The following is a 22,193-nucleotide window of genomic DNA, read 5'->3' as shown; positions in this document are numbered from 1 at the left end:
AGGCGGTCTGCTAGAACAGATATCAGTTCCTTCGGGCAAGCTCAATGACCGTCGGATCCGGCACCGGTCCGGCGTTGACCGCGCTGCGCACGGACGAACCTTTCGCCTCGCTAACTACTCATGAGAACGTGTTCCCATCGCAGTCGACGTGAAGGAGCACCGCCATGACGGACGCCGCCCCCGCCGAGGCAGCAGTCGCCGAGGGCCCCGGCGTCTGGTCGATCCGCGTCCCCTTCCCCGACAACCCTTTGGGCTACACGCTCGTGTACGTCCTGGAGACGACCGCCGGCGGCCCGGTCCTGGTCGACGCCGGCTGGGACGACCCGGTCTCGCTGGCGACCCTGGAGCGCGGCCTGGAGGCCGTCGGGACGTCGGTGTCGGAGGTGCGCGGCGTCCTGGTCACCCACCACCACCCCGACCACCACGGGCTCGCCGGGCGCATCAGGGAGCTGAGCGGCTGCTGGGTGGCGCTGCACGAGGAGGACGCGAAGGTCGTCGAGATGGTCCGGACCGCCGAGCGCGAGCCGTGGACCAAGCGCTACAAGGCGCTGCTGGAGCTGTGCGGCGCGCCGCCGGAGGCGGTCGCGAGCGCGGCGTCGGCGATCCCGTCCGGTGCCAAGCCGGCGGTCCCGGACGTGCTGATCGAGGACGGCACGCTGATGGACGTCCCGGGGCGGACGCTGCGCGCCGTCTGGACGCCGGGCCACTCCCCCGGGCACACCTGCTTCCACTTGGAGGACAGCGGGGCGCTGCTGACCGGCGACCACGTCCTGCCCGGCATCACGCCGGTGGTCACGGTCTACGACGACCACGTGGTCGGGACCACGGACCCGCTCGGGGACTTCCTCGCCTCGCTGCGCAAGGTCTCGGCGCTGGGAGCGACCCGCGCCCTGCCGGCGCACCGCGCGCCCTTCGACGACGTCGCAGGGCGCGCCGCGGAGATCGCCGAGCACCACGCGCGGCGCCTGGAGCAGATCGAGGGGCAGCTGGCCGCCGGGCCGAAGACGTTGTGGAGCATCACCGAGGGCATGGAGTGGAACAAGGGCTGGGAGCGCCTCGACACCTTCGCGCGGCATCTGGCGCTCGGCGAGGCGGGGTCGCATCTGCGGCATCTGGCGCTGACCGGGCGCGTGCGGCTGGCCTCGACGGAGCCGATCGAGTTCTCGCTCGCGGGGTGAGCGGGTGATCAAGGGCGCGGCGCGGCTTGTACGGGGAGCCGACGGTTCACTCCGTGAAGCGTCGGCGTAGGCTGACGAACCATGCCGGTCCACAACTCGCACTGCTCCTACTGCGGTACCGCCTACGTCCCGGAATCCGCGTGGCCGCGGGTCTGCGCGAACTGTGGCGAGACCACCTGGCTCAACCCGCTGCCGGTGGCGCTGGTGATGATGCCGATCATCGGCGAGGACGGCCGGACCGGGCTGCTGACGGTGCGCCGCGGGATCGAGCCGCAGCTCGGCGAGATCGGCCTGCCCGGCGGCTTCATCGAGGAGGGCGAGAGCTGGCAGCAGGGGGCGGTGCGCGAGCTGTGGGAGGAGACCGGGCTGCGCGCCGACGTGGCCGAGGTGGAGCTCGCCGACGTGCTGAGCGCCCCCAGCCACGTGATCCTGCTCTTCGGGCGGGTCAAGCCGCGCCCGGTCGAGGATCTCGCCGAGCTGACGGCCGAGCGCGTCCGCACGCTGTCCAACGGCGAGACGCTGGAATTGGTCGTCGTGGACCACGCCCAACCCCTGGCGTTCCCCCTCCACACCGAGATGAGCGATCGTTTCTTTGCCGCTCTCGGCTGACCCGCCATGTGGGCTACCCCCGCCCCGCGAACACCCCGACACCCCCGCCGACCACGCCCGGAGCCGCCCCGACCACTGCCGGAACACCGCACGTCAGGGCGGATCTGTGCGCCACGAGAGTGACGACACGTTGCTCACCTTGTCGTTTCACCTATCGTCGCCGAGCTGGTAGTGCTACCGTGACGCACGGTCGCACTGGGCAGTCGGTTCATGAAGCACATCCGGACTCACTCCAAGCTCGACCGGTATCCGCGCGACAGGCGCTGGTACCCACCACCGGTCCCGCTCACAGCGGGAGTGATTTCCGAGGTAGAACGCAGCATGGCAACTGGCACGGTCAAGTGGTTCAACGGCGAGAAGGGCTACGGCTTCATCGCTCAGGACGGCGGCGGCCCGGACGTCTTCGTCCACTTCTCGGCCATCGAGGGTTCCGGCTACCGGAACCTCGAAGAGAACCAGCCGGTCGAGTTCGAGATCACCCAGGGCCCGAAGGGCCCGCAGGCGGAGAAGGTTCGGGCCCTCGCCCAGTAACCCGACCCAACACTCACAGTGGCCCCCGCGACGTCCAGTCGCGGGGGCTTCTCCGGCTCCAGGGGCGCGCGGAGGGCTTTCCGGATCTGGGGAGATCGCGGGACGGCGGTTCGGGCGGCAGCGGGGCTGTGCGGGGCGGCTGGGGCTGGATGTGCGCCAAGCAAGCGGTAGATCGGCTCGCGGCGAGCGACGGCAGGGCTGCGATCCACTGAACGCGGCGGCCGGCTTCCGATCAGCTGCGCACTACTCGCCGCACGCAGCCGCCGATTTCCGAACGACTGGATTAGTGCGCGCCGAACCCTGCCGCCGATTTCCGCTCAGCCGGACTGCTGCGCGCCGAACCCTGCGGCTGGCTTCTGATCAGCCAGGCTGCTGCTCGCTGAATCCTGCCGCTGGCTCCCGATCGACTGGGCTGCTGCCTCGCTGAATCCGGCCGCCGACCTTCGATCAGCCAGCCGCACTAGGCAGACCGCTGCTCGCTGAGGGCAGCCACCCACTACCGAGCCGCCGTGATCGCCGCTGCCTCCGCCGATCCCGATCACGATCCCGATCGCGGTCGCGGTTCGGCGCCCGCCTACTCCCCGAGCCTCGTCGGCAGCGCGCGGTCGGCTGGGCCGTCGTACCAGTTCGGGCCCTGCATCTGGAGGGAGAGGGGTTGGACCATGTCGGAGTTCTCGGAGGCTCGCCAGCCTTTTTCTCGGGTGGATTCTTCGATGGAGTGGGCGCAGAGGGAGAGGGTGCGGGCAGTGATGAACATGGCTTTCATCTCGGGGGGTGTGTAGCCGGCGTCGAGGCCGATGCAGCCCATGGCGCCGGGGCCGTTGATCCAGAGGCGGCGGCCGAATACTTGCTCGGTGGCGTCCTCCATGGCGCGGGCGATGGCGACGTAGGTGCTGCTGATGCCCCACTTGTCGCTCAGTTCCAGGAGGCGCACGGTGCGGGGGTCGCGGATGTGCTGGGCGTGGTGGTAGCCGGGCATGTTCTCGCGGCGGGCGCGCATCTCCTGGACGGTCAGTGCGGCGGCCTCCTGCATCGGGATGCCATCGTCGGCTGCGCGCTTCTCCACGCCGATGTACATGGTCGCGGGGCGGTCGGCGGTGCCGTGCAGGCGGCCGATGGCGGCGACGCCGGCGGAGACCGCGCCGTTGAGTTCGGCGCCGCCGGAGGTGGCGAAGCGGACGGTGGCCGAGGAGGGGGACATGGCGTGCTCGGCCAGCGAGACCATCATGGCGTTGGTGATCTTCGCCTGTGCCTCGGTCGGCAGCTCGCCCTTGAGGACCAGGAACAGCATCTGGCCGAAGTCCAGGTTGCCGGTCAGCTCGTTGACGTCGTAGCCGCGGACCACGATCCGGTCGCGGTTCTTCCAGGCGATGTTGGACTTCCAGTGGAAGGGCGTCTTCTCAGCGTTCGCAGTGTTCGCAGCGTTGTCAGTCATGGGCGTTTCCGTTCTTCAGTCGCTCGGGAAAATAGCGGGACTCGGGGTCGAGCACGTCGCGCAGCAGCGCCAAATGCTCGGCGGAAGGGGCGGCGACGACCGCGAGCCGGTCGGCCACCCGCGGCGTGAAGCCGGTGTTCGCCAGCACGTCCTCGACCGTGGCGCCCGGCATGAGCGCGGTGACGGTCAGCTCCCCGACCGCGTCGTCGCCCTCCAGCACGCACAGGTCGGTGACCACCTTCACCCGCACCGGGTTCAGCCCGGCACGGCGGCGGGCGCCGGGACCATCCAGGAAGCCCGGCGAGGTGACGTAGTCGCAGCGCTCTGGGAAGCGCCGCTTCTCGTGGCTGGTGAGCACCACGATCGTGGCGCAGTGCGAGGCGATGTCGTTCGCGCCGCCGCTGCCGGGCAGCCGCACCCGGCCGCTGCCGCGCTCGATCCACGTCGAGTTGATGTTGGCCCGCGCGTCGATCTGCGCGCCGCCGAGGAACCCGGTGGAGACCAGCCCGCGCTGCACGAATCCGCCGAGGGACTCGATGAGCGAGCCGAGCTTGGACGGCGCGTGCATGATCCGCGGGTCCACCACCGACAGCGGCGTGGGCACCACCTTCGGGAACACGACCCCTGATTCGATCAACAGCCGCGCGCTCGGCGCGTGCGTGCGCTGCGCGACCAGCCCGGCCAGCAGCGGCAGCCCGGTACCGGCGATCACGCAGTCGCCGTCGGCGATCTGCCGCGCGCCCTCGAACACCAGCAGCTCGCGGGGCAGCGCGGAGAGAGGCGGGGCGTCGGCACCGGTGCCAGCACCAGCGTCGGCAGTGGACTCGGTGACCGTCACAACAGGCTCCGCATCTGCTCAGCCATCGCAGCCCTCGACGATCCGCCGGGATCGGACGCGGCCAGGTACCCGTCGAAATCGGCGTGCGCCCTCACCTGTTCCGCCAGATACCGGCGCGGACCCTCGTCCCCGGCCTTGGCGCTCTTCTGATAGCCGTCGATCTCGGATTCGTAGTAGTCGTAACGGCGATAGACGCTGGTCGGCCAAGCGCCCCAAGGCTGCTCGACGACCGCGCTGACGTACGCCCCCGAGATCGTGACCCGCTCAGGCTGGTCGTCGAACGCCCCGGCCGGCAGCACCTCCTCCACCGAGACGATCACATGCCGCGAGGCCCGGACCATGTCCACCTCATGGCTCGTCACCCCGTCGATGACCACGTTGCCGTCGGTGTCGGCGGCGTTGGCGTGGATCAGCGAAACGTCGGGCGTGCAGGCGCGCACCAGCACCACCGGCTCGCCGCTCCAAGGGTCGGCGGTGACCACCGCGTCCCCCTCGGCGACGAGGCGTTCGAGCACTGAGGAACCCAGCAGCGAACGCACCGGCATGAACGGCAATCCCATGGCACCGGCCAGAAACCGGGACGCCATCGACAGATGTGAGTAGTCGCGCACCTCGATGCGGTTCGCCTCCACGGCCCGCCGCCAGCTGAACAGCGTGCCGAACTTCTCCAGGTTGCCGCTGCCCTGCTCGGTGCGGGCCACGAGCCCCGCGGCGACCAGGTGGTCCAGCGGCAGCGACAGGTTGCAGCCGACGACCGCCAGATCCCCGATGTCCTGCCGCACCACCTCGTGCACCAGCGCCATCGGACAGCGGTTGATGTTCTGGCCGCCCAGGCCCAGGACGGCGCCGGGCTCGACGAAGGTCCGCACCGCCTCGGCAGCGCTCATCACCCTGGCCTGGCTCAGCGGATTCAGAAGCTGATGCACGCGGACCGCCATTCGGTGTAGAAGTCCCAGACCTCCGGCGAGCACTCCGGCGCGCCGTACTGCGACTGCTTGGCACCCATGTGCGGCAGGTGCGCGTACGCGCCGACGCCGGGCCGGTTGACGTGCAGCATGCCGGCCTCGAAGCGTTCCAGCGCCTCGAAAATGTGCGCCGGGTTCTGCGTGAAGATGGTTCCGGACATGCCGTACTTCACCGAGTTGGAGATGCGCATCGCGTCGTCGAACCCGTCGCAGTCGATGACCGACAGGACCGGTCCGAAGATCTCTTCCTGCGCGATCTCGCAGTCCCACGGGACGTCGCGCAGCACGGTCGGCTCGACGTAGTAGCCGTCCGGCACGCCGTCGGTGAAACGGTGTCCGCCGACCGCGACCTTCGCCCCGACTTCCTGCGCCGTGGCGATGGCCTCCAGGCACGCGGTCATCCGGTCCTCGTTCACGACCGGGCAGACGTCGGCGTCCGGGTCCAAGGGGTGGCCCACTTTCAGCGCGCTCACCTTCGCGATCACCTTGTCCAGCAAGGCTTCCTTGACCGCGACGTCGACCACCACGCGCGAGGTCGCCGAGCACCGCTGCCCGGCCTGGCCGAACGCGCCGACCACGATCGCCGCGGCGGCCTTGTCCAGATCGGCGTCGGCCAGCACCAGCACCGCGTTCTTGCCGCCGAGCTCCAGCTGCGTCTTCATCAGCCGACCGGCGCCGGCGACGTGAATCGCGCGGCCGACCGGCAGCGAGCCGGTGAAGGAGATGCCGGCCACGCGCGGGTCGTTCGTCAGCGCCTCGCCGGGTTCCCGGTCGCCCTGCACGAGATTCAGCACGCCGTCCGGGACCCCGGCGTCGGCGAACGCCTGCACCAGCAGCGCTGCGGAGTAGGGCGTGAGCGGCGAGGGTTTCAGGATGCTGGTACACCCGGCCACCAGCGCCGGCGCCACCTTCCAGATCGGGATGGCCAGCGGGAAGTTCCACGGCGTGATCAGCCCGACCACGCCGATCGGCTGTCGGAACGTCATCGCGACGGTCCGCGGCTCCTCGGCCGGCGTGGTGGAGCCGTTGAGGCGGCGGCCCTCCCCGGCGGTGAAGTCCAGGATCGCCATGCCGCGCCGGACTTCGCCGAGTGCCTCCTTGTAAAGCTTGCCCTGCTCCCGGCTGACGGCGCGGGCGAACTCGTCCTCGCGCTCGCCGATGATCCGCTCGGCACGGCGCACGATCTCGGCGCGCTTGATCGGTCCGAGCGCCCGCCACGCCGGCAGCGCGGCCTCGGCGGCGTCCACCGCGCGCACCGCGTCGGCGGCAGTGGAATCGGCGAAGCGGCCGAGCACGTCGGAGGTGTCCGCGGGACTCACATTCGCGCGAGTCCCGCCGGCCGACGCCGGGCCCCAGAGGCCGCCGGCGAAGTTGCCGAGGTGCTCGGGGCGGACAGGGAGTTGATCAACCATGGTTCCTACCTTGGGATAAGCGCGGGCATCCGCCAAGACCGCTCTTCGGCATGGAAGGGATAGCGGCTGGCTATCGCGGCGTGCGCATCGAAGCACGGCAACGAGCACTTGGATGAACAGTGCGTGAACCAGGGGGTGGCGCGCCGCGCATGGCCTGGGAGGAGCCCTTCCGCTATAGGCGCCATAGCCGGTACCCCGGTTGGCGGCCCGTGCCCGCGACGGAAAACTGCGGTCCACGGAGCACCCCGCGACGACGAGCGGTTCCAGCGGGAGGCTCGCGGTATCCCAAGGCCTGGCGCAGTGTCCCGGCGCCGATTGTTCACCCGGCGAAGGCCCGTCGGTCACGTGCCCCGTTCCCACCCAGAAGGGTTCACCTCTGATGTCGCACGTACTGTCCCGCCCGCGTACCCGCCGTGTCGGCGCGCTGATCGCCGTCGGCGGCCTGACGCTGACCGGACTGACGGCTTGTGCCTCTTCCAAGAGCTCCTCCGGTGCCGCCGCCGGCAGCACCGCCACCTCCGCCGCTGCTGCGGCCGCGTCCTCCTCCTGCCCGGCGCTCGGTGCCCCAGCGTCGACCGCGCCTGCGAAGGCCGACGGCTCCGGCGGGCAGGTGACCATCTACAGCGCCGACGGTCTGTACGACGCGAAGGATGACAAGAACTGGTACAACCAGGAATTCAAAAAGTTCACCGCCCTGACCGGCATCCACGTGAACTACTCCGAGGACGGCTCCGGCGGCGTGGAGACCAAGGTCGACTCCGAGAAGTCGAACCCGAAGGCCGACGTCATCGTGACCCTGCCGCCGTTCATCCAGAAGGCTGAAGCCTCCGGGCTGCTGCAGGCGTACAGCCCGGCGTGTGTGGACAAGGTCGACCCCTCGCTCGTGGACAAGAACGGCGAGTGGGAAGCGGTGATGGGCAACTACCTGTCCTTCATCTACAACACCAAGGCGCTGCCCGACGGCCCGCCGAAGACCTGGAACGACCTGCTGGACCCGAAGTTCAGCAAGAAGTTGCAGTACTCGACGCCGGGTGTGGCCGGTGACGGGACGGCGGTGATGATCGCGGCGATCCACGCCTTCGGCGACAACCGCGACTCCGCCTGGAGCTTCTTCAAGCAGCTGCAGTCGAACAACGTCGGGCCGTCGAAGTCCACCGGCGCGCTGGAGAGCAAGGTCAACACCGGCGACCTGCTGGTGGCGAACGGCGACGTGCAGATGAACTACGTCGACAGCACGACGCAGTACCCGAACAACAAGATCTTCTTCCCGGCGGGCAACGACGGCAAGCCAAGCACGTTCTCGCTTCCGTATATGGCGGGCTTGGTCAAGGGCGCGCCCCATGCCGACAACGGCAAGAAGCTGATCGACTTCCTGCTGTCCGAGGGCGCGCAGCTGGACGCTTCCAAGGTGGCGTATGGCTTCCCGGCGCGTACCGACGTCAAGCCCACGGACAGCAACTACGCGGCTTTGAACGCGCTGCTTCAGGGCGTGACCGTCTTCCCGGTGGACTGGAACGAGGTCGCGCAGAACTACAACAGCGACGTCAAGGCGTGGGACACCGCCACCGGCACGCCGAGCTGATCCGCCATCACCATTTTTCGCAGTACGGGAGTGAGCATGGCCGCAAGCGTCGAGGACCCATCGGCCCGACGAGCAGGACGCGGATCAGAACGCGGAGAAGGACGCGGATCAGGACCCGGATCCGGAGGCATCCGCTTCGAGGGCGTGACGGTCGCTTACCACGGGACGGTCGTTCTCGACGCGTTCACGCTGGACGTCGCGCCCGGCGAGGTGGTCGCGCTGCTCGGGCCGTCCGGGTCGGGGAAGACCACGGCGCTGCGCGCGGTCGCGGGCTTCGTGCGGCCGGCGTCGGGGCGCGTGTACGCCGGAGGTCGCGACGTCACGGACCTGCCGCCGTACAAGCGCGGGCTGGGCATGGTGGTGCAGCAGTACGCGCTGTTCCCGCACATGCGCGTGGAGCAGAACGTCGCCTTCGGATTGAAGGCCCAGAAGGTCGCCAAGTCCGAGATCCCGGGCCGCGTCGCCGAAGCCCTCCGCATGACCGGCATGGCGCAGTACGCCACGCGCTACCCGCGCGAACTGTCCGGTGGCCAGCAGCAACGTGTCGCGATCGCCCGCGCCCTGGCGATCGAACCATCAGTCCTGCTCCTGGACGAACCGCTGTCAGCCCTCGACGCCCAGCTACGCAGCGGAATGCTCGCCGAACTCGCACGCCTGCACCGCGAACTCCCGCATGTCAGCATTCTGTATGTCACCCACGATCAGATCGAAGCCCTGACCCTCGCCGACCGCATCGCGGTGATGAACGAGGCGCGCCTGGTCGAGGTGGGAACCGCACGTGAGTTGTACAAGCGGCCGGGGACGGAGTTCGCGGCAGGGTTCGTGGGCAACTCGAACCTGCTGCCGGTGACGGTGGCGGACTGCACGCCGCACGCGGACGGCTCGTTCCGAGCGCGGGTGCGGATCACGCCGGACGCCGAGCCGGTCATCGCGACCTGCACCGAGAGCGCGGCGCCCGGCGAGAACCGAACCCTGTGCCTGCGCCCGCACCTGCTCAACCTCGCCGCCGCCGAGCACCACGACAACGCCTTCGAGGGCACGGTAACCGAAGTGCAGTGGCGAGGCTCGGCCCACCGCATCTTCGCCACCGCGCACGGACACGAGGTCCGCCTCGACACCACCGAGCTACGGAATCCGCCCGCGATCGGCGACGAGGTATGGCTGCACTTCTCCGCCGAGGACGCGGTGCTGATACCGGCGGCGGTATCGGATGCGGCTGGTGGGACTTGGACACATGCCGCCGAACCAGGCGCAGCAACCGAAGCCTCGACTCTGGCCGCCGAACCGGGTGCGGCTGCTGGAGCTTCCATCTCGACCGCCGAACCGGGTGCGGCTGCTAGAGCTTCCATCTCGACCGCCGGATCAGGCGCGGCTGCTGGGAATTCGGCTCCGGCGGCGGGTGCGGGATCGGGTGCGGGATCGGGTGCGGGATCGGGTGCGGGATCGGGTGCGGGATCGGGTGCGGGATCGGGTGCGGGATCGGGTGCGGGATCGGGTGCGGGATCGGGTGTGGGGTCGGGGTCGGGATCGGGTGCGGGATCGGGTGCGGGTGCGGGGTCGGGTGCGAGTGCGGGGTCGGGTGCGGGTGCGGAATCGGGTGCGAGTGCCGGTGCCGGTGCTCCGATCTCTGCCGCCTCCACATCCCCCGAAGGCGCCGCCCGATGACCGCCCTCACCGAACTCCCGCCGGCAGCACCGGTTGCCTCCACTGCTGTCGCGGCCGACAAAGCCCCGCGCTCCACCGCCTGGCTCTGGTCCACTCCCCCGATCCTGTTGCTGGGCGCGGCTTTCCTCTATCCCCTCTACCTCGTCGTCAAGCAAGCCATCGAGGGCAGCGCGCCGGATCCGAGCAATCCCTTCAAGGTCACCGCGTCCTTCTCGGACACCCTGAAGGATCCTGGGACCCGCACCGTCGTCAAGAACACGATCGAGATGGCTGTCTACTCCACCGCCGGCTGCCTTGTGCTCGGGTTCCTTCTCGCGCTGATCATTGCTTTCGTGCCGTTTCCTGGCGCCAAGGCTGTGTCGCGCTTCATCGATGTGTTCCTGTCGTTCCCGTCGTTTCTGATCACTGTCTCGATCATGTTTCTGTATGGGCGGGTCGGCATGGTGAACCACATTGCGGCGGCGCTCAGCGGGGGGCGGCATGACACTCCGGTGAACTTCGTCGAGTACTCGCCGTGGGGGATTTGGCTGGCGGAGCTGATCTACTTCACGCCGTTCGTGATGCGGCCTTTGCTGACCGCTTTCTCGCAGATCGATGCCGGGCAGTTGGAGGTCGCCGCTTCGCTCGGGGCGCGGGCCGGGCGGGTGGTGCGGCAGGTGATTCTGCCTGAGGCTCTGCCCGCGTTGTTCGCCGGCGGGTCGTTGGTGCTGATGCTGACGATGAACGAGTACGGCATCGTCTCCTTCACCGGCGCCAAGTATCAGACGCTGCCGGTGCTGATTGAGAACTTCGCCAAGGAGCAGACCAACTACGCCGGCGCGTGTGCCCTGGCCGTCATCAACATCGTGCTGTCGCTGGCGCTGTTCGCCGGCTATCGCGTCCTGCTCGCGCGGATGTCCGGAGGAGGCCGCCGTGCTGCTGTACACGCGTAGGGCGCAGAGGATCGCGTGGGCGGTCTTCGCGTTCTTCTTCCTGCTGCTGTTCGGGCTGCCGTTCGGCGTGCTGGTCCTGGCGGCGTTCACCCGGCAGTGGAACGGCGCGTTCCCGTCCTCCTACACGCTCTCCAACATCACCGCGGCCTTCCACACCGATCCGCTGGACGGTCTGGAGACCTCGCTGATCACCGCGCTGCTGTCCAGCGCGATCGCCCTCATCGTCGGCACATGGGCGGCGCTGGCCGTGGACGCGGTCCGCCACCGCGCCGGCAAGACCCTGATCCAGACGGTCTTCATGCTGCCGATCGCCGTCCCCTCGGTGGTCGTCGGCCTGGCACTGCTGGTCGCCTTCTCCCAAGGACCGGTGCTCCTGAACGGCACCAACACCATCGTGGTGATGGCGCACGCGATCCTGGTCACCGCCTACGCCTTCCAACAGGTCTCGGCAGCCGTCACCCGCCTGGACCCGGCGTACGAGCAAGCGGCGGCATCACTCGGCGCCCGGCCGTACTACACGCTGCTGCGCGTGAAGCTGCCCCTGCTCCTCCCGGCGCTGACCGGCTCACTGGCCCTGTGCTTCGCCCTCTCGATGGGCGAACTCGGCGCCACCGCAATGGTCTACTCGGCGGACTGGACAACCCTCCCGCTCCGCATCTACGCCCTCGACGACCGCGGCCACCAGTTCGTCGCCGCGGCCGTGACCACGGTGATGATGACGATCACCCTGGCAGTCCTGCTGGTGTTCTCGCGCATCCGGACACGGGCGAACTATCGGTGAGATCGGCGGAGGGGATCTGAAAGAAGTCGAGGGCCCGGGTCGCCGCCGGGCCCTCAGAACTCCTTTCAGCTAGAACATGCTTATGACGCTGGTGATGGTCACCACACCGTCGTTCTCATCGACCTCGTATTCGATAAGGCCCATAGACCCCACCGCCCGAGTACATGTCGTCAGCGCGCCTGCCGTCTTGTAAACGACCGCGCCCCCGCCGAAGGGGACGCGGCCGATGGCCAGACACTCCAGTGTGAACAGCTCATGCGGAACCTCAGGCATCGCGGCGATAGCCTCGGTCACCGCGAGTCCGATGATCAGGCTGCACCTCATGCAGCGCGAAGTCCCTGCTCCCGCTCCCAGCGCTCCCGGTAGCCGGGAAATGCTTCGTCGAACGGAATCCCGTCACCAGTCGCGTGGCTGACCCCGGCCTTGATGTCCGCCAACAGGCCGGCCTCCTGCAGAACGGCGCGATGAAACCAGCGCTCGAAGATCTGCCGCCACTCGTCGGCGTGAGTCGTCTCCATGGCCGCGTTGAATTCAGCGACCTCGTCTTCCGGTAACGCAGCGCGGACCGCCGCGACGGTGCGGTCCAAGTGGACCTTGATGAGAGCCATCTCGCTTCCCTTCCTTGCCGGCCCCGCAGCCACATCCATCGTGCCAGCCCCGCCACCGCGCTGTCGCCGCCATACCGCACCACACCGGTACAGAGCGTCAGCGCGCCGGGAAAGTTACCCGCTGGTAGCATGCCTGCATGACTCATGACCCGGCCGCGTTGTTCAACCCGCGTACCTTCGATCCTTCGGCGTTCGACGAGGAGACGCAGCGGCTGCTCACGGCCGTCGTCGACTGGTTCGAGGGGCGCGGGAAGCGGCGCTTGATCGCCGAGGACCTGGACCGGGTCTGGTATGCCGACTTCCTGGAGTTCGCGGCGAAGGAGAAGCTGTTCGCGACGTTCCAGACGCCCGCCGGGGACGCCTTCGGGCCGGCCGCGGCGGCGCAGCGCTGGGACACCGCGCGCAATGCCGCGCTGAGCGAGATCCTCGGCTTCTACGGGCTGCCCTACTGGTACACCTGGCAGGTCACGGTCCTGGGGCTCGGGCCGGTCTGGATGTCGGAGAACGCCGCGGCGCGCGAGCGGGCGGCGCGGCTGCTCGACGAGGGTCATGTCTTCGCGTTCGGTCTGTCGGAGAAGGAGCATGGCGCCGACGTCTACTCGACCGACATGATCTTGACTCCGGATGGCGACGGCGGGTACACCGCCACCGGTGGCAAGTACTACATCGGCAACGGGAACGTCGCCGGGCTGGTCTCGGTTTTCGGCCGACGTGCGGACGTCGAGGGTCCGGACGGCTACGTGTTCTTCGCCGCCGACAGCCGGCATGAGAAGTTCGAGCTGGTGCAGAACGTCGTCGACTCGCAGATGTTCGTCAGCGAGTTCAAGCTCGACGGCTATCCGGTCACCGACGCCGACATCCTGCACACCGGCGCGGATGCCTTCAGTGCCGCGCTGAACACCGTCAACGTCGGCAAGTTCAACCTGTGCACGGCCTCGGTCGGGATCGCGGAGCACTCCTTCTACGAGGCCATCACGCACGCGCACAACCGGATCCTGTACGGCCACCCGGTCACCGACTTCGGCCACGTGCGCGCGTCCTTCGCCGACGCCTACGCGCGCCTGATCGCCATGAAGCTGTTCAGCGCCCGGGCCGTGGACTACTTCCGCAGCGCGAACGCCGAGGACCGGCGCTACCTGCTGTTCAACCCGATCACCAAGATGAAGGTGACCTCCGAGGGTGAGCGGGTCGTGGACCTGCTCTGGGACGTGATCGCGGCCCGCGGCTTCGAGAAGGACACCTACTTCAACGGCGCCACCCACTACATCAGGGCCCTGCCGAAGCTGGAGGGCACGGTCCACGTGAACCTCGCGCTGGTGCTGAAGTTCATGCCGAACTATTTGTTCAGCCCGCAGGAGTACGCCGAGGTCCCGACGCGCGCCGACGCCGCCGACGACGCCTTCCTGTTCCAGCAGGGCCCGGCGCGCGGTCTGGGCAAGGTGCGCTTCCACGACTGGCGCGCGGCCTACCGGCAGGCGGCCGGCGTGCCGAACGTCGCCCGCTTCACCGAGCAGGCCGAGGCGCTGACGCAGTTCCTGGCCACCTGTCCGCCGGACGAGGAGCAGCAGAAGGACCTCGACTTCCTGCTGAACGTCGGCCACCTGTTCACCCTGGTCGTCTACGGCCAGCTGATCCTGGAGCAGGCGCGGCTGACCGGGCTCGAGGACGACGTGGTGGACCAGATCTTCGACGTCCTCGTCCGCGACTTCTCCGAGTACGCCGTCGCCCTGCACGGCAAGCCGTCCTCGACCGAGGCGCAGCAGGCGTGGGCGCTCGGCGCGGTGCGCAAGCCGGTGGTGGACGCCGAGCGGTTCGGGCGGATCTGGGAGCGCGTCGCGGGTTTGTCGGGCGCTTACGAAATGCGCCCCTAACGTTCATCGCAGCCCTCTACCATCCCGGTATGGGGGACTTGTTCATCGTGGTGGGCGGGAACGCCTTGGCCAACAGGCTCACCGTCGAGTTGACCCGGCAGTACGGCGTCCGCACGGCTGCGATCGTGCCGCCGCAGGAGACGCCGTACACCGTCCAGATCACCAAGGTGCTCGGCGCCGAGAACACCGTCGTCGACGCGCGCGTGTCCGAAGAAGCGCTGCGCCGGGCCGGCATCGGCCAGGCGCAGGCGATCGCGTTCGTGGACGGCGACGACCGGACCAACATCCACGCCGCCATGCGCGCCGCGGCCCTGCGCCCGGGTATCAGGGTCGTGATCCGCATGTTCAACCAGCGGCTCGGCGCGCACATCGCGCAGCTGGTCGACAACTGCACGGTCCTGTCGGCCTCGGCGACCGCCGCGCCGGCGTTCGTCAACGCCGCGCTGCAGCGCCCGCACTCGGTCAGCGCCGGCGGCCGGGCGCTGCGGGTCGCCGTCGGCCAGGACATCGACATGCGGCAGACGCCGTTCCTGATCGCCGACGCCATCGACCGCGACCGGCAGTCGGACATCGAGGTGCTGCCGGTGGCGGCGGCGCGCAGCCGGACGCAGGAGTGGATGCTGCTTCAGGAGCGCTCGCCACGGCACGCCGCGTTGCAGTTCCTGGACGCCTCCGACGCGATCGTGGCCGGAAACCTTTACAAGGCCTCGCCGACAGCCCGTCTGCTGTGGCGCGCGTCGGACACCCTGAAGTACTTCACCAGCGCCAAACTGCGCACGATCCTGATCGCCGCGGTGGTCACGCTGCTGGTGTCCTTCGCCGGGATCTGGTTGCTGGCGCGGCCGTTCGCCTGGGCCCTGTACGAGACGTCGCTCGACGTGGCGGGGTCGGCGGTCCCCGATGTCTACGGCCAGCACAGCGCGGTCGGCGGCGACCTGCAGCGGCTGTTCCAGGTCGCGATCACGCTGTCCGGCATCGTGCTGATGCCGGTGGTGACCGCGGTGTTCGTCGAGAGCACCGCGACCCGGCGCAACGTGCGCACCCGGCAGCCGAGCACGGGACTGCGCGGGCACGTGGTCGTGGTCGGCCTCGGCAACGCGGGCACGCGGGTCACGGCGCTGTTCCGGGAGCTCGGCGTGCCGGTGGTCGGCATCGAGCGCGACCCCGAGGCCCGCGGGATCGCCGCGGCACGCGGGCTGGACGTGCCGGCGGTGGTCGGCGACCGGCCGATCGAGGACGCGCTGCGCCGGGCGCAGATCGGCCGGGCGCGCGCGGTCGTGGCGGTGACCGGCGACGACGTGACCAACCTGGAGGCGGCGCTGGAGGCCCGCGCCATCAACCCCGAGGTGCGGGTCGTGGTGCGGCTGTTCGACGACGACTTCGCCTCGCACGTCTACAAGGAGTTCGGCAACACCGCCTCCCGCTCGGTGTCCTACCTCGCGGCGCCGGCGTTCGCCGCCGCGATGATGGGGCGCGAGGTGCTCGGGACGCTGTCGGTGTATCGCAAGGTCCTGCTGATCGCCGAGGTCGTGGTCGAGACCGGCTCGGAATCGGCCGGGCGGGCGCAGCGTGACCTGGATGAACCGGGGCTGACGCGGGTACTGGCGGTGAAGCGGGCGGGAAGCACGGCGTTCGACTGGTCGGGAGCCGACCGGAGCCGGGTTCTGCAAGAGGGTGATCGGCTTATCCTGGCCGCGACGCGTGCGGGTTTCGGCAGTCTGGCCGGACGCGTCAGCTGACGCCGACAGGGAGGTAGTGCCACCGATGAGCGACACCGCGGCAGGCGGACAAGGTTCCGGCACTGAGGGGTTCGCCCCGCCCGGCGATGGTTACGCGCCGCCTGGTTACGCGCCGCCCGGTTACGCACCGCCCCGTTACGCTCAGCAGGACGCCGTACCGCCCGGCTACGCGTCGCCGACGCAGGACATGGTCCCGGTGCAGCCGACGTTTCCCACGTCCTTCTCAGCCGCGCCCCAGTACTTCGGACCGCAGCCTCCGCAGCTGTATCCCGGCGGGTACTACGGACCGCCGATGCTGCGGCCGCAGACCAGCGGCATGGCCGTCGCGGGCATGGTGACCGGGATTTGCAGCATGCTGCTTTTCTGGGCTCCGCTGCTGGCGCCGGTTTTGGCGATCATGGGGCTCGTCTTCAGCGGCATGGGGATATCGCAGAGTTCGAGGCAGGGGTGGACCGGCACGGGAATGGCGATCGCCGGTCTGGTGTGTTCAGCGATCACGGCGGTGATCTGGGTGCTGCTGGTGATATTCGTGGTGGCGCTGTTCGTGTGACGCGCGTCAGCTCGGGGTGCCGCGGGTGGTGAACAGCAGCGCGAGCTGCGTACGGCTGCCGCAGGAGGTGGCCGCCAGGACCCGCGTCAGGTGCTTCTTAACGGTGTCCACGCCGATGAACAGCCGCGCCGCGATCTGCCGGTTGGTCAGTCCCTGTGCGGCGAGGTCGGCCACGTCCCACTCGCGCGGCGTCAGATCCCAGTCGCCCCGCGACGCCTCGCGCGAGCGGTTCCGGGCCAGCTGCTCGACGGCCAGCGGCGTCAGGTGGCGGCGCAGCACGCGGAGCACGGCGAGGTCGCGGTCGGAAACCCGCCCCACGCCGTCCGGCACGGCCAGCCCGACCCACAGCACGCCCGACGGCGCGGCGTCGATGAGCATCGCGGCCTTGTCGGCGATGCCGCGCGGCACCAGGAACTCCTCGCGGAAGCGCGCACCCTCTGAGATGTCGGTCAGCCGCACCACGCCGGCCTCAGCCAGCCGCTGCAAGAAGCCCTCGTCGCGGAACGGGTCCTCCCGCTCCCAGCCCTGAGCGGCGTAGGTCGCCAGGAACTCGGCCGAATACCCCGCCAACACCCCGCAGCCTCTGTCGACCGCGTCGGCCGCGGTCTCGCCGTGCAGCACGGTGACGCCGCTGTAGCCGAACCAGCTCCGCAACGCCGTGACCAGGCGTTCCCGGAACTCGGCGAGGTCACCGGCGTGGTCCACCGCCTCCACGACGCCAACCACCCGGCGGTAATCCTCCGGGCTCAGCGGCTCGTCGGCGGGCAGCGGTCGGGGACGCGGGGCGGGGCCGGGCAGCGCGATGGTCACCCTTCGATGTTCCACCTTCGGGCCATACCGCGGCCAGCCGGGCACGCTCCAAGATGGTGGACATGACGAACGCTTCCGACACTCCCCGCCGCTGGTTCATCACCGGAGCCAACAGCGGCTTCGGCCTCGCCCTCGTCCACGCCGCGCTCAGCGCCGGCGACGAGGTGGTCGCCGCCGTCCGCCGCCCGGAGACGATGGCCGACCTGGTGGCGGCCTCCGGCGGACGCGTATCAGTGGTCGAGCTCGACCTGGGCGACCGCGACCGCCTCCGCGCCGCCGTCGAGGCGGCGGGCCGCATCGACATCCTGGTGAACAACGCCGGCTTCGGCATCGTCGGCGCCATCGAGGAGACGAGCGAGGCCGAACTCCGCAACGCCATGGAAGTGATGTTCTTCGGACCACTGGAGCTGACCCGCCTGGTCCTGCCGCAGATGCGGGCCCGCCGAGCCGGTACCGTCGTCCAGCTGACCAGCATGGGCGGCATGCTCGCCTTCCCCGGCGTCGGCGCCTACTGCGCCGCCAAGGGCGCCCTGGAGTTGGCCAGCGAGGCGCTGGCCGGCGAGGTGGCGCCGCTGGGTATCAATGTCCTGATCGTCGAGCCCGGCGCCTTCCGCACCGGCTTCGCCGCCCCGGCAGCCTTGCAGGCAGTGGACGCGCGCATCGCGGACTACGACGGCACGGCCGGCGCCACCCGCGACGGCCTGCCGACGTCGCACGGCGCGCAGGAGGGCGACCCGGTGAAGGCCGCCGCGGCGGTCCTGGAGGTGCTGGGGTGGAAGGAGCCGCCGCTGCGCCTCGCGCTGGGGAACGACGCGGTGGACGAGATCCGGAGGAAGCTGGCGTCGGTCGGCGCGGACCTCGACGCGACCGAGCATCTCGGGCGGGCGATGAGCGCGTAGGGCGTAGGGCGTAGGGCGTAGGACGTGGGGCGTGATGGGCAGGGCGCAAGCCTCAGCTCAGATCGCTCTCGGCTGCGAACCGCTCCGCTGTCCCGTGCACCGTGCAGGCATAAGCCCCGCACGCCAGCCCCCGGCGCATGCACTCCTCGACCGCCGCGCCGCGCAGCACCCCCGACATGAACCCGGTCACGAAAGCGTCCCCGGCGCCGTTGCTGTCCACCACCGGCGCCGGCGGCGTCAGGGCCGGGAAGTGGCGGACGCCCGGGACGTCGCGGACCGCCAAGTACGCCCCGCGCGCGCCGTCCGTGGCCACGACCGTCTTCGCCCGACCGCGCGCCAGGACCTCGGCGAGTACCGCGTCGCGTCGCTCGCCGAGGTTCGCGGCGCTCATGAACACGTGGTCCGCGGCGTGGGCGAAGTCGTGGTGGTGCTCGGAGACGCCGTCCCAGTCGTGCAGGTCGGTGGAGATCGGGACGCCGTGCCGGAGCGCCGCCGGCAGCACGTGCCGCGCGTGGTCGGCTATGCAGACGTGCACGTGCCGCGTCCGCGTAAGCCAGTCCTCGTAGAACGCCTCAGGCAGTTGCTGCCCCGGCACGCCGCGCGGGTCGTAGAACGACATCCGGCGTCCGTCGGCCGACACCAGGTTCACCGCGCGGGTCGTGCCGGCGGCCGAGGGGAACCAGGCGAAGTCCAGCTTCTCCTCGGCGAAGCGGCGCAGGACGAGCTCGCCGAAGGTGTCCTCGCCGAGGAAGTCGACGAACTTCACCCGCAGTCCCAGCGCGCGCGTGCCGAGGGCGACCGCCGTGCCGGTGTGCGCGACGTAGGACTCGATCGGGTCCACCAGGACCGAATCCGCGTACGGCACCGGCAGCTCCGGGACGCGGACGATCGTGTCGATCCCCGCGCCGCCGACCACCAGCACGTCGACCTCGAGCCCGGCCTCAGCATGCTGCGACAACGCACCCACCCCGCCCCTGGAGAGAAAGACCTACTGAGAAAACGACTTAAACGACTTAGAGGAAAACGCCTATCGCCGCACGCGCGGCCCGGACCCCGTCGACCCCCGCACGACGAGCTCCGGCGCGAACACGAACTCGGTGTGCGGCGCGTGCCCGCCCCCGACCTCCTCCAGCAGCGCGCGCACCGCGGCGGCGCCCATGGCGGCGACCGGCTGGCGCACCGTGGTCAGCGGCGGGTCGGTGTAGGGGATCAGCGGCGAGTCGTCGTAGCCGACCACCGAGATGTCCCCCGGCACCGCCATGCCCCGGGCGCGCACCTCGGCGATGGCGCCGAGCGCCATCATGTCCGAGGCGCACACGATGCCGGTGCAGCCCTTGTCCAGCAGCTTCGCCGCCGCCGCGCGGCCGCCTTCGAAGCCGTACAGCGAGTACTCGACGAAGTCCGCCGGGTTCTCCACGCCGAGCGTGTCGCGCAGCGCGGCGGTGAATCCCTCGATCTTGCGGATCACCGGCACGTACCGCTTCGGTCCGACCGCCAGCCCGATGCGCTCGTGCCCCAGGTCGGCCAGGTGGTTCACCGACAGGCGCGCCGCCAGGGCGTCGTCCGGGGAGATGAACGGCGCCGCGATGCCCTCGGCGAACCCGTTGATCAGGACGAAGGGCACGCCGCGGTCCGAGAGCCGGTGGTACCGGTCGCGCGAGGCGGTGGTGTCGGCGTGCAGCCCGGAGGCGAAGACGATCCCGGCGACCCCGTGCTCGATCAGGAGCTCCACGAGGTCGTCCTCGGTCGCGCCGCCCGGCGAGACCGTGGCCAGCACCGGGGTGTAGCCGTGGTGGGTCAGCGCCCGCTCCACCGCCTGCGCCATCGCCGGGAAGATGGGGTTGTCCAACTCCGGAATGATCAGCCCGATCAGCGCCGCGGTCCGCTGCCGCAACCGGGTGGGCCGCTCGTAGCCCATGACGTCCAGCGCCGCCAGCACCGCCTGCCGGGTGGCGGCGGCCACCCCCGGTTTCCCGTTCAGCACCCGGCTCACCGTCGCCTCGCTGACCTTGGCTTGCGCCGCGATGTCCGCGAGTCGTGCGGTGGAAGGCAATGAGGCGTTGTCGGTCATGGCGCCCATTCTTTCGCTCCCCGTCCTGGAAAATGCTAGATCCGCCACCAGGCGGTCGAGTCTGCGGGCAAGTCAACGCTGTCGGCGCTCACCGATATATCGGTGGAAGCCAGCAGCAAGGTACCCGGAACGGGCACCGTCGCCGGCGTGGATCCGGTGTTCACCGTGCAGACGAACCCGTCGCCGCGCCGGAAGGTCAGCACGCCGTCGGGCGAGGGGAGCCACACCAGCGTGGTGTCTTCGGTCTCCGCGCCGAGGTCGGGGAGCTGGCGGCGCAGGGTCAGTGCCGAGCGGTAGAGCTCCAGCATCGAGGCGGGGTCGCCGGTCTCCGCCTCGACCGACAGCGTGCCCCAGGATGCCGGCGCCGGGAGCCATGAGGCGGTGGAGCCCTCAGGGCCGAAGCCGTACGTCGGCGCCTCGCCGGACCACGGCAGCGGCACGCGGCAGCCGTCGCGGCCCTTGGACGGGTCGCCGGACTGGATGCCCTGCGGGTCCACCAGGAACTCCACCGGGATGTCCAGCACCTCCGGCAGTCCCAGCTCCTCGCCCTGGTACATGTACGCCGAGCCGGGCAGCGCCAGCATCAGCAGCGCCGCGGCGCGGGCCCGGGCCAGGCCGCGTGCGCCGCCGCCGTAGCGGGTCACGTGCCGCTTCATGTCGTGGTTCGACAACACCCACGTCGAGGGCGCGCCGACCGAGCCGGCGGTGGCCAGCGAGTGGTCGATGGCGGTGCGCAGGGAGGCGGCTTCGAACGGGCGGCCCAGGAAGTCGAAGTTGAACGCCTGGTGCAGCTCGTCGGGGCGCACGTAGTTCGCCAGCCGCTCCGGGGTCGGCGCCCACGCCTCGGCGACGCCGATGCGCTCGCCGTCGTAGGAGTCCAGCAGCAGCCGCCAGGAGCGGTAGATCTCGTGCACGCCGTCCTGGTCGAAGAAGGGCAGGACCGCGTTGCCGATCATCTCGACGTGGTCGGCGTGCCCGACGTCCGGCAGCCCGGGCGCCTTGACCATGCCGTGCGCGACGTCGATCCGGAAGCCGTCGACGCCGAGGTCCAGCCAGAAGCGCAGGACCTCCAGGAACTCCGAGCGCACCTCGGGCAGGTCCCAGTTCAGGTCCGGCTGCGCGGGCGCGAACAGGTGCAGGTACCACTGTCCCGGCGTGCCGTCGGGGTTCACCGTGCGGGTCCAGGCCGGGCCGCCGAAGACCGACTCCCAGTCGTTCGGCGGCAGGTCGCCGTGCGCGCCGCGGCCCTCGCGGAAGATGTAGCGGTCGCGGGCGGCGCTCCCCTCCGGCGCCGCGAGCGCTTCCACGAACCAGGCGTGCCGGTCCGAGGTGTGGTTCGGGACCAGGTCGACGATCACGCGCAGGCTGCGGGCGTGCGCGTCGGTCAGCAGGGCCCGGAAGTCGTCCAGGTCCCCGAAGACCGGGTCCACGGCGCGGTAGTCGGCGACGTCGTACCCGAAGTCGGCCATCGGCGAGGAGAAGAACGGCGTGATCCACAGCGCGTCCACGCCGAGGTCGGCCAGGTACGGCAGCCGGGAGCGGATGCCCGGCAGGTCGCCGATCCCGTCCGCGTCGGAGTCGGCGAACGAGCGGATGTAGACCTGGTAGATCACCGCGTCGCGCCACCAGGCGGTGCGCCGGGCGCCGGATGCGGCGGCCGGGACGGCTTGGACGGCTTGGACGGCGAGGGTCTCGGTTGTCATGTACTCACGTGCCC

20 protein-coding genes and 1 pseudogene are annotated in these 22,193 nt (G+C 70.0%); 11 read left to right on the top strand and 10 right to left on the bottom strand.

Annotated elements, in window-relative coordinates; translation table 11 throughout:
- Positions 1–164 precede the first annotated feature (164 nt).
- The 3 genes from CACI_RS10620 (at position 165) to CACI_RS10610 (ending at position 2,318) form a co-directional block, all read left to right on the top strand.
- Complete coding sequence (locus CACI_RS10620) at positions 165–1,178, top strand: MBL fold metallo-hydrolase (RefSeq protein ID WP_012786343.1); 1,014 nt, start codon at positions 165–167, stop codon at positions 1,176–1,178.
- 81 nt (positions 1,179–1,259) lie between these two features.
- The gene (locus CACI_RS10615) at positions 1,260–1,787 is read left to right on the top strand and encodes an NUDIX domain-containing protein (RefSeq protein ID WP_012786342.1); all 528 of its coding nucleotides are present in this window, start codon (positions 1,260–1,262) and stop codon (positions 1,785–1,787) included.
- A gap of 321 nt (positions 1,788–2,108) precedes the next feature.
- On the top strand, positions 2,109–2,318 hold the full coding sequence (locus tag CACI_RS10610) for a cold-shock protein (protein WP_012786341.1): 210 nt from the start codon (positions 2,109–2,111) through the stop codon (positions 2,316–2,318).
- A gap of 574 nt (positions 2,319–2,892) precedes the next feature.
- On the opposite strand, the gene CACI_RS10605 is transcribed toward CACI_RS10610, so the two are convergent.
- Genes CACI_RS10605 through CACI_RS10590 form a run of 4 tightly spaced genes read right to left on the bottom strand, consistent with a single transcriptional unit; the run spans position 2,893 to position 6,968 of the window.
- A complete protein-coding gene (locus CACI_RS10605; RefSeq protein WP_012786340.1) occupies positions 2,893–3,753 on the bottom strand; it encodes a citrate/2-methylcitrate synthase in 861 nt (286 codons plus the stop codon).
- Complete coding sequence (locus CACI_RS10600) at positions 3,746–4,591, bottom strand: CoA-transferase subunit beta (RefSeq protein WP_012786339.1); 846 nt, start codon at positions 4,589–4,591, stop codon at positions 3,746–3,748. Before CACI_RS10600 ends, CACI_RS10605 begins: the two co-directional genes overlap by 8 nt.
- Positions 4,588–5,517: a CoA transferase subunit A gene (locus CACI_RS10595; RefSeq protein WP_223297500.1), complete on the bottom strand. Its 930-nt coding sequence runs from the start codon at positions 5,515–5,517 to the stop codon at positions 4,588–4,590. Before CACI_RS10595 ends, CACI_RS10600 begins: the two co-directional genes overlap by 4 nt.
- Positions 5,502–6,968 (bottom strand): aldehyde dehydrogenase family protein, encoded by a 1,467-nt coding sequence (locus tag CACI_RS10590; RefSeq protein WP_012786337.1) that lies wholly within the window; start codon positions 6,966–6,968, stop codon positions 5,502–5,504. The genes CACI_RS10595 and CACI_RS10590 overlap by 16 nt, the downstream gene beginning before the upstream one ends.
- A gap of 379 nt (positions 6,969–7,347) precedes the next feature.
- Between CACI_RS10590 and CACI_RS10585 the strand changes: the two genes are divergently transcribed.
- From CACI_RS10585 to CACI_RS10570, 4 genes and pseudogenes are all read left to right on the top strand, one after another.
- Positions 7,348–8,550, top strand: coding sequence for a 2-aminoethylphosphonate ABC transporter substrate-binding protein (locus CACI_RS10585; RefSeq protein ID WP_012786336.1), 1,203 nt, complete (start codon positions 7,348–7,350; stop codon positions 8,548–8,550).
- Positions 8,551–8,586: 36 nt separating this feature from the next.
- Positions 8,587–9,771, top strand: a pseudogene (locus tag CACI_RS10580) (ABC transporter ATP-binding protein); the annotation flags it as partial.
- 440 nt (positions 9,772–10,211) lie between these two features.
- Positions 10,212–11,147: a 2-aminoethylphosphonate ABC transporter permease subunit gene (locus tag CACI_RS10575; protein WP_012786334.1), complete on the top strand. Its 936-nt coding sequence runs from the start codon at positions 10,212–10,214 to the stop codon at positions 11,145–11,147.
- On the top strand, positions 11,128–11,928 hold the full coding sequence (locus tag CACI_RS10570; RefSeq protein ID WP_012786333.1) for an ABC transporter permease: 801 nt from the start codon (positions 11,128–11,130) through the stop codon (positions 11,926–11,928). Before CACI_RS10575 ends, CACI_RS10570 begins: the two co-directional genes overlap by 20 nt.
- 69 nt (positions 11,929–11,997) lie before the next feature.
- On the opposite strand, the gene CACI_RS10565 is transcribed toward CACI_RS10570, so the two are convergent.
- Positions 11,998–12,222 carry a hypothetical protein gene (locus CACI_RS10565; RefSeq protein WP_143765198.1) on the bottom strand — a complete coding sequence of 75 codons (225 nt, stop codon included), beginning with the start codon at positions 12,220–12,222 and terminating at the stop codon, positions 11,998–12,000.
- A gap of 26 nt (positions 12,223–12,248) precedes the next feature.
- A complete protein-coding gene (locus CACI_RS10560) occupies positions 12,249–12,536 on the bottom strand; it encodes a hypothetical protein (RefSeq protein WP_012786331.1) in 288 nt (95 codons plus the stop codon).
- Positions 12,537–12,673: 137 nt separating this feature from the next.
- Between CACI_RS10560 and CACI_RS10555 the strand changes: the two genes are divergently transcribed.
- From CACI_RS10555 to CACI_RS10545, 3 genes are read left to right on the top strand one after another with little or no spacing between them, the layout of a single operon-like run.
- The gene (locus CACI_RS10555) at positions 12,674–14,407 is read left to right on the top strand and encodes an acyl-CoA dehydrogenase family protein (RefSeq protein WP_012786330.1); all 1,734 of its coding nucleotides are present in this window, start codon (positions 12,674–12,676) and stop codon (positions 14,405–14,407) included.
- A gap of 29 nt (positions 14,408–14,436) precedes the next feature.
- Positions 14,437–16,146: an NAD-binding protein gene (locus CACI_RS10550; protein WP_012786329.1), complete on the top strand. Its 1,710-nt coding sequence runs from the start codon at positions 14,437–14,439 to the stop codon at positions 16,144–16,146.
- A gap of 25 nt (positions 16,147–16,171) precedes the next feature.
- Entirely contained in the window at positions 16,172–16,696 is a 525-nt protein-coding gene (locus CACI_RS10545; protein ID WP_012786328.1) for a DUF4190 domain-containing protein, read from the top strand.
- Between the two features lie 6 nt (positions 16,697–16,702).
- On the opposite strand, the gene CACI_RS10540 is transcribed toward CACI_RS10545, so the two are convergent.
- The gene (locus tag CACI_RS10540) at positions 16,703–17,506 is read right to left on the bottom strand and encodes a helix-turn-helix transcriptional regulator (RefSeq protein WP_012786327.1); all 804 of its coding nucleotides are present in this window, start codon (positions 17,504–17,506) and stop codon (positions 16,703–16,705) included.
- 62 nt (positions 17,507–17,568) lie between these two features.
- Between CACI_RS10540 and CACI_RS10535 the strand changes: the two genes are divergently transcribed.
- Positions 17,569–18,405, top strand: a complete 837-nt coding sequence (locus CACI_RS10535) for an SDR family NAD(P)-dependent oxidoreductase (protein ID WP_143765197.1) — start codon at positions 17,569–17,571, stop codon at positions 18,403–18,405.
- Positions 18,406–18,457: 52 nt separating this feature from the next.
- Here CACI_RS10535 and CACI_RS10530 read toward each other — a convergent pair whose 3' ends face one another.
- From CACI_RS10530 to CACI_RS10520, 3 genes are read right to left on the bottom strand one after another with little or no spacing between them, the layout of a single operon-like run.
- Positions 18,458–19,372 (bottom strand): carbohydrate kinase family protein, encoded by a 915-nt coding sequence (locus tag CACI_RS10530; protein ID WP_012786325.1) that lies wholly within the window; start codon positions 19,370–19,372, stop codon positions 18,458–18,460.
- Positions 19,373–19,432: 60 nt separating this feature from the next.
- A complete protein-coding gene (locus CACI_RS10525; RefSeq protein WP_012786324.1) occupies positions 19,433–20,485 on the bottom strand; it encodes a LacI family DNA-binding transcriptional regulator in 1,053 nt (350 codons plus the stop codon).
- A gap of 26 nt (positions 20,486–20,511) precedes the next feature.
- The gene (locus CACI_RS10520; RefSeq protein ID WP_012786323.1) at positions 20,512–22,179 is read right to left on the bottom strand and encodes a glycoside hydrolase family 13 protein; all 1,668 of its coding nucleotides are present in this window, start codon (positions 22,177–22,179) and stop codon (positions 20,512–20,514) included.
- Positions 22,180–22,193 lie beyond the last annotated feature (14 nt).

Source organism: Catenulispora acidiphila DSM 44928 (genome assembly GCF_000024025.1).
Classification (GTDB): Bacteria; Actinomycetota; Actinomycetes; order Streptomycetales; family Catenulisporaceae; genus Catenulispora; species Catenulispora acidiphila.
This window is presented reverse-complemented; position numbering and strand designations above follow the sequence as displayed.

Coding starts and splice junctions, on each gene's coding strand:
- CACI_RS10575 (WP_012786334.1), top strand. CDS start 10,212: ATGACCGCCCTCACCGAACTCCCGCCGGCAGCACCGGTTGCCTCCACT.
- CACI_RS10525 (WP_012786324.1), bottom strand. CDS start 20,485: ATGGGCGCCATGACCGACAACGCCTCATTGCCTTCCACCGCACGACTC.
- CACI_RS10620 (WP_012786343.1), top strand. CDS start 165: ATGACGGACGCCGCCCCCGCCGAGGCAGCAGTCGCCGAGGGCCCCGGC.
- CACI_RS10545 (WP_012786328.1), top strand. CDS start 16,172: ATGAGCGACACCGCGGCAGGCGGACAAGGTTCCGGCACTGAGGGGTTC.
- CACI_RS10535 (WP_143765197.1), top strand. CDS start 17,569: ATGACGAACGCTTCCGACACTCCCCGCCGCTGGTTCATCACCGGAGCC.
- CACI_RS10610 (WP_012786341.1), top strand. CDS start 2,109: ATGGCAACTGGCACGGTCAAGTGGTTCAACGGCGAGAAGGGCTACGGC.
- CACI_RS10560 (WP_012786331.1), bottom strand. CDS start 12,536: ATGGCTCTCATCAAGGTCCACTTGGACCGCACCGTCGCGGCGGTCCGC.
- CACI_RS10585 (WP_012786336.1), top strand. CDS start 7,348: ATGTCGCACGTACTGTCCCGCCCGCGTACCCGCCGTGTCGGCGCGCTG.
- CACI_RS10605 (WP_012786340.1), bottom strand. CDS start 3,753: ATGACTGACAACGCTGCGAACACTGCGAACGCTGAGAAGACGCCCTTC.
- CACI_RS10590 (WP_012786337.1), bottom strand. CDS start 6,968: ATGGTTGATCAACTCCCTGTCCGCCCCGAGCACCTCGGCAACTTCGCC.
- CACI_RS10550 (WP_012786329.1), top strand. CDS start 14,437: ATGGGGGACTTGTTCATCGTGGTGGGCGGGAACGCCTTGGCCAACAGG.
- CACI_RS10520 (WP_012786323.1), bottom strand. CDS start 22,179: ATGACAACCGAGACCCTCGCCGTCCAAGCCGTCCAAGCCGTCCCGGCC.
- CACI_RS10555 (WP_012786330.1), top strand. CDS start 12,674: ATGACTCATGACCCGGCCGCGTTGTTCAACCCGCGTACCTTCGATCCT.
- CACI_RS10615 (WP_012786342.1), top strand. CDS start 1,260: ATGCCGGTCCACAACTCGCACTGCTCCTACTGCGGTACCGCCTACGTC.